Raw genomic sequence first — 10006 nt, 5'->3', positions numbered from 1 at the left:
CAGCGGGCGGTCCGACGCTCCTCGGTGCATTCGCACCTGCGGGGTCTCCCGCTGACACGCTTCTCCCGCAGGACATTGAATAAGCTTCCCCGAATTAACACCTCGTCGTAAGGAAATGCGGTAGCATTTTCGAGGAGCTCGTACCTTCCGCTCCATTCAACAGGGTGCAATAATCAACAATAAGCTTTAACACAGCCTAAAAAAACGAGGAGGTCCAACGATGAATTTTTCTAAAATGCCTAAAATTGAACTTCACTGCCATTTGGATGGGAGTGTTAGACCTGAGACCATCATTGATATCGCAAAGAGAGAAGGCATCAGTATACCTTCCTTTACTATTGAAGCGATTAAAGAAGAACTAATTGCCCCATTAGACTGCGAATCCTTAGATGAATATTTAAAAAGATTTTCCATCCCAAATTTAGTGATGCAGTCAAAGGAAAATTTAAAAAGAATTTCCTTTGAGCTTTTTGAAGATGCAGCAAAGGAAAATGTGAAATATATGGAGGTTCGATTTGCACCATTGCTTCATACGCGAAAGGGGTTATCTGTAGAAGAAATCATTCAAAGTGTGGTAGAGGGGATGAAGGAGGCTGAAGTACAATTTGATATCAAAGGAAATATCATTTTGTCATGTATGAGAACGATGCCAGCGGAAAGTGCTTTTGAGGTCGTCGAAAAGGGTAAGGTATTCCTTGGAAAAGGCGTTGTCGCGATCGATTTGTGTGCTTCCGAAGAAGAAGGATTTTGCGGAAAATTCATTGAACCAATCGCATTGGCTAGAGAATATGGCTACAGAGTCACGATCCACGCCGGTGAAACGGGAATCGGAAAAAATGTGCTTGAGGCCATTGAATGGTTAGGGGCTGAAAGAATCGGACACGGCGTATTTATTAAAGATTGTTTAGAGGCTTATAACATTGTAAAGGAAAAACAGGTTGTGCTGGAAATGTGTCCAACAAGTAATGTCCAAACGAAAGCAGTGAATCAATTTAGCGATCATCCAATTTACGACTTTCACAGGGATGGAATAAAAGTAACCGTTAATACGGACAACAGAACGGTATCAGATACAACAATGGCGAAGGAATGTGATTTAGTCTGTAATGAATTTGCTATGAGTGAGGAAGAGTATAAGCAAATATATATGAATAGTGTCCAAGCTTCTTTTGCAGATGTAATGACAAAGGAAAAACTGAAGAAATATCTGCTGGACATTTAAATTTAAATAAAGCAAATAAGAGAAAAACAACTTGGATTCGTATGTTTAAATCCGCATGATGTAATGAAGACGGGGAAAGCCAATCTATACAAGACTTTATGGAAACCTTGTATAGATTGGCTTATTTTCTGGGAGAAATATTTAGTTGAAGAGAGAAGCTCAGATATTTCATATAAAAAGCAACTTCAGCCTGATCTTAAAAAATAATGAAACAATCGCTGCATTATGCAGGTGAGTAGGATGATTCTATATTTAATTTTTATTCTAGTTTACATAATATATATTATAGGAAGTTATAGGCGTTAGTAAACAAAACGTCTCATTATCTAAGTATACTTAAGATAGTGAGACAAAATAAAATTTTTATGCAATTTTTAATTTTTCCGGTAAAAAATAATTTTTCCATTTTTATTTGATTTTTTTGTTTGAATTTAATTTTTCCCATACAACATCAATTAATTTATATATTCAATCTGTTATAAATCCAATTAATTTCTTGCATTATATTTGCTTTGAGATCACAGTTTGCAATACATTATAATTATATTGTTTGCAGCTTCTCTAATTCAAAGCATCCCCCTGCTTTTTTAAATTATTTTATTAGTTTACATAATATTATTATCGACATCTATTTCCTGGATATTCTTTTTGAAGTTTTTTATATCTATGTTCCGCCTGTTATTCACTATCCTGGGTACTGTTAAAGAATATCTCTGCCTGATCCTTCTTTTTCTCTTTATTTTTACCTTTCTTTCCCATCTTCCCATCCGATTCATAGCTTAACTTAAATGTGTTATCTTCGTTTTTCTTCAACATAATCACTCCTTTGCTCATATAGTTTGTTATGTTTTTATTTTTATTCCTAAAATAAAAAACACAGGTTCCTCCTGTGTTTTTGGTCAAACAGGCAGCAAAGCCGCTTTAAGGTATTGTCTTGGTGTCCCATAATAGAGCATTTTGCTGAATTCCGGATAAACCGACTCAAAGTGTACAAATATTGGGGAATCAAGCAGCCATGGGTAATTAGAATAAAAGCACCTGTCACCATAAACTATTGCTGTAAGCGCCAATTCCAATTCTTTTTGGAAAATCATAAACCTTATTTTGGAGTATGGTTCATCAAATTCCCCGCCACTGATATATACTTTTCCGCTCAAAACATACTGCCCCATTTGCGGCAGCCACTCGGCAAACACTTCATCACGGAATTTAGGTTTAATCGCATTAAGATCATAATAGCCGCCTATCGCAAGAAATAATTCCCCAGTGGCATCTGAATGCGTAAGTGTATATTTCCTGCGATCTACGGGCCTGAATTCCGTCGCAGGAGGCAAATATTCAACGGAAAGCTTTGATGGATTAAATTTGCTCATTTAAACGCCCCCATATATACAAATTTCCTTATGTCAGTATATGGGATATATTCATAAACGTGACAAATGCCTAATGCTTATGAGAGTTTCGGGCATTCATTTTCATTATTTTAGTGTTCTTTAACACCCATTTTCCATCTTCATAGAGCCAGAAGGATTCTACAAAGGCGATTGTATCAGCATTATAAGCTCCGCTTATTCTTTGTACACCCATTAAGCCTTTTTTGCCTTCAACGGAAGCGATTTTTAAAGCACTATAGGGATTAACCATCAGCTCAGTTGGTTCGCTAAGCTTTCCATTTACATATAAACCTAGCCGTTCGTATTCCTCGCTGCGGTCTTTTAAATCAAAAGTATACGATTGTCCGGTTTCCTGAATTGTAATGTTTGCCTTGTATCCATTTTCAAATTGGCTATTGATTACTAAAGGACTGGGTACTTTAAGATCAGCCAATTGAAAATCTTTTAATGTATATAAGTAAAAATTGGAATAGCCGCCGCTTCCTCCTGTTGGAATGCTGATTAACATATCTTTAACAGTATCATGATTCAAATCTTCAAACTGGATATCCGGGTCATATCCACCGGTTAGATCTGCTTTGTAAGTCTTTCCGTTACTTGCCGCTATCTCCAAAAAGATTTCCTTTAAAAATGAAGCACCTTCTTCATAATAAACACCCTTTATATAAACCGTATCTTCCTTCTTATCACCGGATACATCTATTTTTTCTTTTAAAATTGTAACAGCTTTGCCTTCTTCTTCGTCAGCGTATACGCCTGTTATGGCTGATAAAGACATAAAAAAGAAAGCTGAAAACGCAAAGAGCAGTTCTTTTTTCATCTTGAATCCTCCCTGTTTTTTTTTAGCTTTCCCAGTAATGGAAATTTCATGTAAGGAAGCATAAAAAAACCTCCTATCTTTTAGATAGAAGGTTTTTAGGAAGAAATCATTTCGCTGTTTTCTTTAACGCACTTTCTTTTGTTTCCCAAGATTCAATGCCATCTAGGCCAGGGATAGAATCAGCATAAAATACAGGATCTTTTCCTTCTTTGCGCTGGGCAATATAATCTTTAAGCGCAGCAAAAGCAATTTTTCCAAGCATGGTAATGGCAATCAAGTTGATTAGCGCCATTATACCCATAAATAAATCAGCAAGGCCCCAGACTGTAGCCAGATCCACCAAAGCACCGAACGTAACCATTCCCACTACTCCAAGACGGTAAATAAATATGGCTGTCGGACTTTCCTTGATAAATTCAATATTTGTTTCACCATAGTAATAGTTCCCGATTACAGATGAGAATGCAAAAAGGAAAATGGACACTGCCACAAAAATCGGCGCCCAAGTGCCAATATGTGAAGTTAAAGCGAACTGTGTTAGCTGAATGCCAGATAATTCAGGGGTCGTATAGGCTCCTGAAAGAATAATGACAAACGCTGTTGCAGAACAAATTAAAATCGTATCCACAAACACACCCAAAGTTTGAATCAAACCTTGCTTAACAGGGTGTGAAACAGCAGCTGTTGCTGCAGCGTTTGGAGCACTACCCATACCTGCTTCATTCGAGAATAAACCTCTTTTAATACCCATCATAACAGCTGCACCCATTGCTCCGCCAAATGCCTGATCCATGCCGAAAGCACCTTTAACAATGGTTGCAATTAAGTTTGGCACTTCAGTGATATTCATTACTACTATGACAGCGGCAACAACTAGATAAATCACAGCCATAATTGGAACAATAACCTGTGATACATAAGCAATTCTCTTAATGCCGCCAAAGATGACAACGGCAGTTAATGCTGCAAGTATTAAGCCGATCGTTAAGCGGCTGGTTCCAAATGCTTCATTAAATGCTAATGAAATGGTATTGGATTGGACCGAATTAAATACTAGGCCGAAACAGAATGTGATAATAATAGCGAACAGAACACCCATCCAGCGTTTCTTTAGCCCTTTCTCCATATAGTAAGCAGGACCGCCGCGAAAACCTTCTTTATCTTTAACCTTATAAATCTGAGCCAACGTGCTTTCTACAAAACTCGACGCTGCTCCCAGAAAAGCGATTACCCACATCCAGAAGACTGCACCTGGTCCTCCGGCTGCAATCGCAGTAGCAACACCTGCCATGTTGCCGGTACCTATACGGGATGCAGCACTGATTGTGAATGCCTGAAAAGAAGAGATTCCTCGTTTCCCTTCAGCCGAAACCATTGTTTTATCTCCGAGTATTCTGAACATTTCTCCAAAATAACGGAATTGTACGAAATTGCTTTTAACACTGAAATAAAGGCCTAAAATGATTAATACTGCAATTAAAATGTAGGTCCATACTAAATCATTTAGAAAGCCTACAATTGAATTTAATCCCTGCAAGAATAAATCCATGCATCTCCCCCCTAGTTTTTTATTGGGTATTTTACTATTTCACAAAAACAATACCCTTTCTAATCTATCAAAAGAATTTTTAATAGACAAGACGTATATTCATTCCAAATCAAAAAAATTCGCTAAAAACAGCGATTCAAAAAGAAAATCAACAAAATTTATATTCCCTTCCCCTTTTGTGTTTAAACGTTTTCAAATCATTTTTTATAAAATTTTTATGCATTTAGAACTATGTTGATTAACTGCTCATTATTTTATGATAAATTTTACAGCCCCTGCAAAGGCAGGGGCTGCTTCAATCTTTATTCTGATGTTTGGCCGCTATCATCTTGCATGTCTTCTTTTTTCCAGATGGATTTAACTTTTCCGCTTTCAGATTCATCAATAATGAACGATCCATTTGAATATCTGTCATTAAAGCGGATCGATGAAGCTTTGACTTCCTCAATATGGCCTTTTTCGGTTTCAATGAAAAGGTCATCGCTGCCTCTTATAATCACAGATCCAACAATACGGTGAGGATTCGATTTTAATTCACGAAGCATGACTACGCCGCGCTTAGCACGAGAAGTCCGTTCGAATTCACTTAATTTCATTTTTTTAATAGAACCACGCTGTGTCACGATGACAACTGCCTGTTCTTTTGGATCCTCAATGAGCTGAGCACCTGCAACAAAGTCACCATCTTTCAGGTTAATACCTTTGACACCGGCTGCTCTTGGTCCAACAATACTCACTTCTTCTTCATGGAACCACAGGCCATATCCCTGATGAGTGGCTAGGAATATTTCCTTCGTGCCATCTGTTAAATAGACATCAAGGACTTCATCATCGCCTTTTACATTTATAGCAACCAGCGGTTTTGAATATCTTTGGGCTTTATAATTCTTTAATTCCGTTTTCTTCACCATACCATTTTTTGTCATAAACAGCAGGAATTCTTCTGTTTCAAAATCTTTAACTGGGATAGCTTGAACAATGGTCTCATCACGATCAATCGGAATAATATTGGCAATGTGCTGGCCAAGGTCTTTCCACCGGATGTCTGGGAGCTGATGTACAGGACAGTATAAATAGTTTCCTTTATTCGTAAACACAAGGAGAACATCAGTCGTGTTCATATCCAGCTGGGCAATAAGCCGGTCAGAATCCTTCATTCCGAAATCCTGTCCGTTTGAAGCAGCAAAGGACCTCTGGCTTGTACGTTTGACATAGCCTTCCTTTGTTACTGTTACAATGACATCTTCACTTGCTACCAGCACTTCCAGATTGATTTTAATCTCCTCAATTTCCGCCTCGATTTTCGTGCGGCGTTCATCAGCAAATCGTTTTTTGACTTCTCTTAACTCTTTTTTAATAACTGAATATAGTTTTTTCTCGCTTTCCAGGATTGCTTTAAGCTCCTGGATTTGTTTGGCTAGCTCCTCAGCCTCTGCTCTTAAGGCTGTTATATCTGTATTGGTTAAGCGATAAAGCTGCAAGGAAACAATCGCTTCTGCCTGAGGCTCTGTGAACTCAAACTTGGCAATCAAATTATCCTTTGCATCCCGCTTATCTTTGGAGGCACGGATGGCAGCAATGACTTCATCCAGGATAGAAAGTGCCTTCATTAAGCCTTCTACAATATGCTGGCGTGCTTCTGCTTTATGAAGGTCAAACTGTGACCTGCGGGTTACAACCTCTTTGCGGTGGCCAATGTAGGCATCCAGCAGCTCTCTAAGGCCCATTAATTTTGGATGCCTGTTGTGGATGGCAACCATATTGAAGTTATATGGGATTTGCAAATCACTATTTTTGTAAAGATAATGCAATACGCCTTCCGGATCCGCATCCTTTTTCAATTCGATCACTATGCGAAGGCCTGTGCGGTCAGTTTCATCCCGAACTTCCGCAATGCCTTCCACTTTGCGGTCAATGCGGAATTCGTCCATTTTCTTTACCAGATTTGCTTTATTTACTTCAAAAGGAATCTCGGTAATGACAATTTGCTTTTTGCCTCCGCGGAGGTCTTCAAATTCAGCTTTTCCGCGGATTATGATTTTGCCTTTTCCTGTTTCATAGGCTTTTTTGATGCCATCAACACCCTGGATGATTCCTCCTGTAGGGAAATCCGGTCCTTTAATATGCTCCATTAGATCTTCGATAGAGCAATCCGGTTTGTCCATCCTTAAAATAACGCCGTCAATGATTTCATTTAAATGGTGAGGAGGAATTTCGGTTGCATACCCCGCTGAAATTCCTGTTGAGCCATTGACAAGCAGATTAGGGTATGTAGCCGGCAATACAGTCGGCTCATTGGATGTGTCGTCAAAGTTCGGAATAAAATCAACCGTTCTTTTTTCAATATCCTTCAGCAATTCGGAAGATAGGGCAGAAAGCCTCGCCTCCGTGTAACGCATGGCAGCTGGCGGATCCCCGTCGATGCTTCCGTTATTTCCATGCATTTCAACAAGGATGTTCCGTACTTTCCAATCCTGGCTCATCCGCACCATGGCATCATAGACAGATGTGTCACCATGCGGATGATAGTTGCCGATTACATTACCGACTGTTTTGGCTGATTTCCTAAAGCCCTTTTCATGGGTATTCCCTTCCACATGCATCGCATACAGAATCCTTCTCTGAACCGGCTTTAATCCATCGCGTGCGTCAGGCAGTGCACGGTCCTGGATAATATATTTACTGTAGCGTCCAAAACGGTCACCTAGTACATCTTCAAGAGGAAGGTCGCGGAACTTTTCAGCAGAACTCATGATTCAACACCGTCCTCTAGTACAGAAATATTTTCATTTTCAAGAATGCTTCCATCTTCTTCAAGACCGAATGCAACATTGGATTCAATCCATTTTCGTCGCGGCTCAACTTTATCGCCCATCAATGTCGTTACTCGGCGCTCAGCTCTAGCTGCATCATCAATCTTAACGCGAATCAGCGTGCGTGTCTCAGGATCCATCGTCGTTTCCCATAGCTGGTCTGCATTCATTTCTCCAAGACCCTTATAGCGCTGTATCATATAGCCTTTTCCCACTTTTTTGATGGTATCCTGAAGATCATCATCACTCCATGAATATTCAACCACTTCTTTTTTTCCTGTTCCTTTGCTGACTTTGTATAAAGGAGGCAGGGCGATAAACACTTTTCCCGCTTCAAGCAGAGGCTTCATATACCTGTAAAAGAAGGTAAGCAGCAGCACTTGGATATGAGCGCCATCTGTATCGGCATCTGTCATGATGATGACTTTATCGTAATTGACATCATCCAAATTAAAATCGGCTCCAACGCCGGCTCCTACCGCGTGGATAATCGTATTGATTTCTTCGTTTTTAAAGATATCCTGCAGCTTGGCTTTTTCAGTATTGATTACCTTACCTCTAAGAGGAAGCACAGCCTGGAAGCGTCTGTCCCTTCCCTGCTTGGCCGATCCGCCGGCAGAGTCACCCTCCACCAGGTATAATTCGTTTCTTTGCGGATTGCGTGATTGAGCTGGAGTAAGTTTGCCAGAAAGCATTGCTTCTGATCTTTTCCGCTTTTTCCCGCTTCTTGCTTCCTCGCGGGCTTTACGGGCAGCCTCCCTGGCCTGGTAAGCTTTGATTGCTTTCTTGATTAACAGGGAGCTAGTCTCAGGATTTTCTTCAAGGAAATAGGATAAATGCTCAGAAACAACAGAATCAACAGCAGAGCGTGCTTCACTTGTTCCCAGTTTGCCCTTCGTCTGCCCCTCAAACTGCAGAAGTTCTTCTGGAACCCGAACGGATACGATAGCGGTAAAGCCTTCCCGAATATCGGCTCCATCCAGATTTTTATCTTTTTCCTTTAATAAATTCACTTTGCGTGCATATTCATTAAATGCCCGTGTCATAGCTGTTTTCGAGCCAGCTTCATGTGTTCCGCCATCTTTCGTGCGGACATTATTAACAAAGGAAAGTACATTCTCGGAATAGCCATCATTGAATTGAAAAGCAAAATCAACTTCAATTCCATTGCTTTGGCCTTCAAAGCTTACTACAGGATGAAGGACATCCTTTTCTTCATTTAAATACTCAACGAATGCTTCGATCCCGTTTTCATAGTGAAAAACATCATGAAAATCATTTCGTTCGTCTGCGATTTCGATTTTCATTCCTTTTAATAGGAATGCTGACTCCCGAAGGCGTTCGCATAGAGTTTCGTAATTGTAAGTGGTTGTCGAAAAGATTGACGGGTCAGGCTTAAAATGAATCGTTGTCCCTGATTGATTGGTCTTCCCTATCTTCTCAAGTGTGCTAACGGGCTTTCCGCCATGCTCGAACCGCTGTTCGTACACAAAACCATCACGTTTAATTTTAACAACGAGCCATTCGGAAAGGGCGTTAACAACTGAGGCACCAACACCGTGCAATCCGCCGCTTGTTTTATAGCCTCCCTGGCCAAACTTCCCGCCGGCATGAAGGACAGTCAATATAACTTCCGGAGTGGGCTTTCCCATTCGATGCATCCCAGTTGGCATACCGCGTCCTTTATCTTGAACACTAATTGAGTTATCTTTATGTATTTTGACAATGATATGATCCCCGTATCCTGCCAGTGCTTCATCGACAGCATTATCGACGATCTCATATACAAGATGGTGCAAACCTCTTGCATCCGTACTCCCAATGTACATCCCAGGGCGTTTCCTTACAGCTTCAAGCCCTTCAAGTACTTGTATGGCATCATCATTGTAGTCAAAAGCTTCCTGATTTCTTGCCACGAACATACCCCTTTCATTTCTTGCAGCAACACTAGCCGCAATATGTGCGGCTTAGAACACCCGTATAAGTATTCGGCTTTTAAGCCGGTTTTCCTTTAGAAAAATTAAAGGATTTACGGAATGAGAACAAGTGTTCTGTATTCATATTTTACCATATAATTTAATAAGGTCTATGCTTTATTTTATCTATTTATTTGGTTTTGGCAAATAAGTTCATGAGATTTAAAGAATTTATCAAGATTATTTCCATTAGCCAAACCCTTTATTTACTGGGATTCTATAAAAAAAATAA

At 39.8% G+C, this 10006-nt stretch carries 7 protein-coding genes; 1 reads left to right on the top strand and 6 read right to left on the bottom strand.

All coding sequences use genetic code 11. The annotated features are described in order from the left end of the window. Positions 1-220 precede the first annotated feature (220 nt). Entirely contained in the window at positions 221-1222 is a 1002-nt protein-coding gene (gene add / locus L634_RS0106205) for an adenosine deaminase (RefSeq protein WP_026581702.1), read from the top strand. Positions 1223-1900: 678 nt separating this feature from the next. On the opposite strand, the gene L634_RS33775 is transcribed toward add, so the two are convergent. The 6 genes from L634_RS33775 to parE all read right to left on the bottom strand — a co-directional run bounded on the left by L634_RS33775 (position 1901) and on the right by parE (position 9714). Then, positions 1901-2038 carry a hypothetical protein gene (locus tag L634_RS33775; protein ID WP_198029698.1) on the bottom strand — a complete coding sequence of 46 codons (138 nt, stop codon included), beginning with the start codon at positions 2036-2038 and terminating at the stop codon, positions 1901-1903. Positions 2039-2121: 83 nt separating this feature from the next. Then, the gene (locus L634_RS0106195; protein ID WP_026581701.1) at positions 2122-2595 is read right to left on the bottom strand and encodes a staygreen family protein; all 474 of its coding nucleotides are present in this window, start codon (positions 2593-2595) and stop codon (positions 2122-2124) included. A gap of 70 nt (positions 2596-2665) precedes the next feature. Further along, positions 2666-3436: a hypothetical protein gene (locus L634_RS0106190; protein ID WP_026581700.1), complete on the bottom strand. Its 771-nt coding sequence runs from the start codon at positions 3434-3436 to the stop codon at positions 2666-2668. Positions 3437-3542: 106 nt separating this feature from the next. Further along, positions 3543-4985 carry an alanine/glycine:cation symporter family protein gene (locus L634_RS0106185; protein WP_026581699.1) on the bottom strand — a complete coding sequence of 481 codons (1443 nt, stop codon included), beginning with the start codon at positions 4983-4985 and terminating at the stop codon, positions 3543-3545. A 302-nt stretch (positions 4986-5287) separates the two neighbouring features. Then, complete coding sequence (parC, locus tag L634_RS0106180) at positions 5288-7738, bottom strand: DNA topoisomerase IV subunit A (RefSeq protein ID WP_026581698.1); 2451 nt, start codon at positions 7736-7738, stop codon at positions 5288-5290. Then, the gene (gene parE, locus L634_RS0106175) at positions 7735-9714 is read right to left on the bottom strand and encodes a DNA topoisomerase IV subunit B (protein WP_026581697.1); all 1980 of its coding nucleotides are present in this window, start codon (positions 9712-9714) and stop codon (positions 7735-7737) included. Before parE ends, parC begins: the two co-directional genes overlap by 4 nt. Positions 9715-10006: the final 292 nt, after the last annotated feature.

Origin of the sequence: Bacillus sp. J33 (assembly GCF_000518885.1) — a bacterium.
Lineage (GTDB): Bacteria > Bacillota > Bacilli > Bacillales > Cytobacillaceae > Cytobacillus.
Note: the sequence above shows the minus strand (reverse complement) of the source record. Positions and strands in the feature narration are given on the sequence as shown.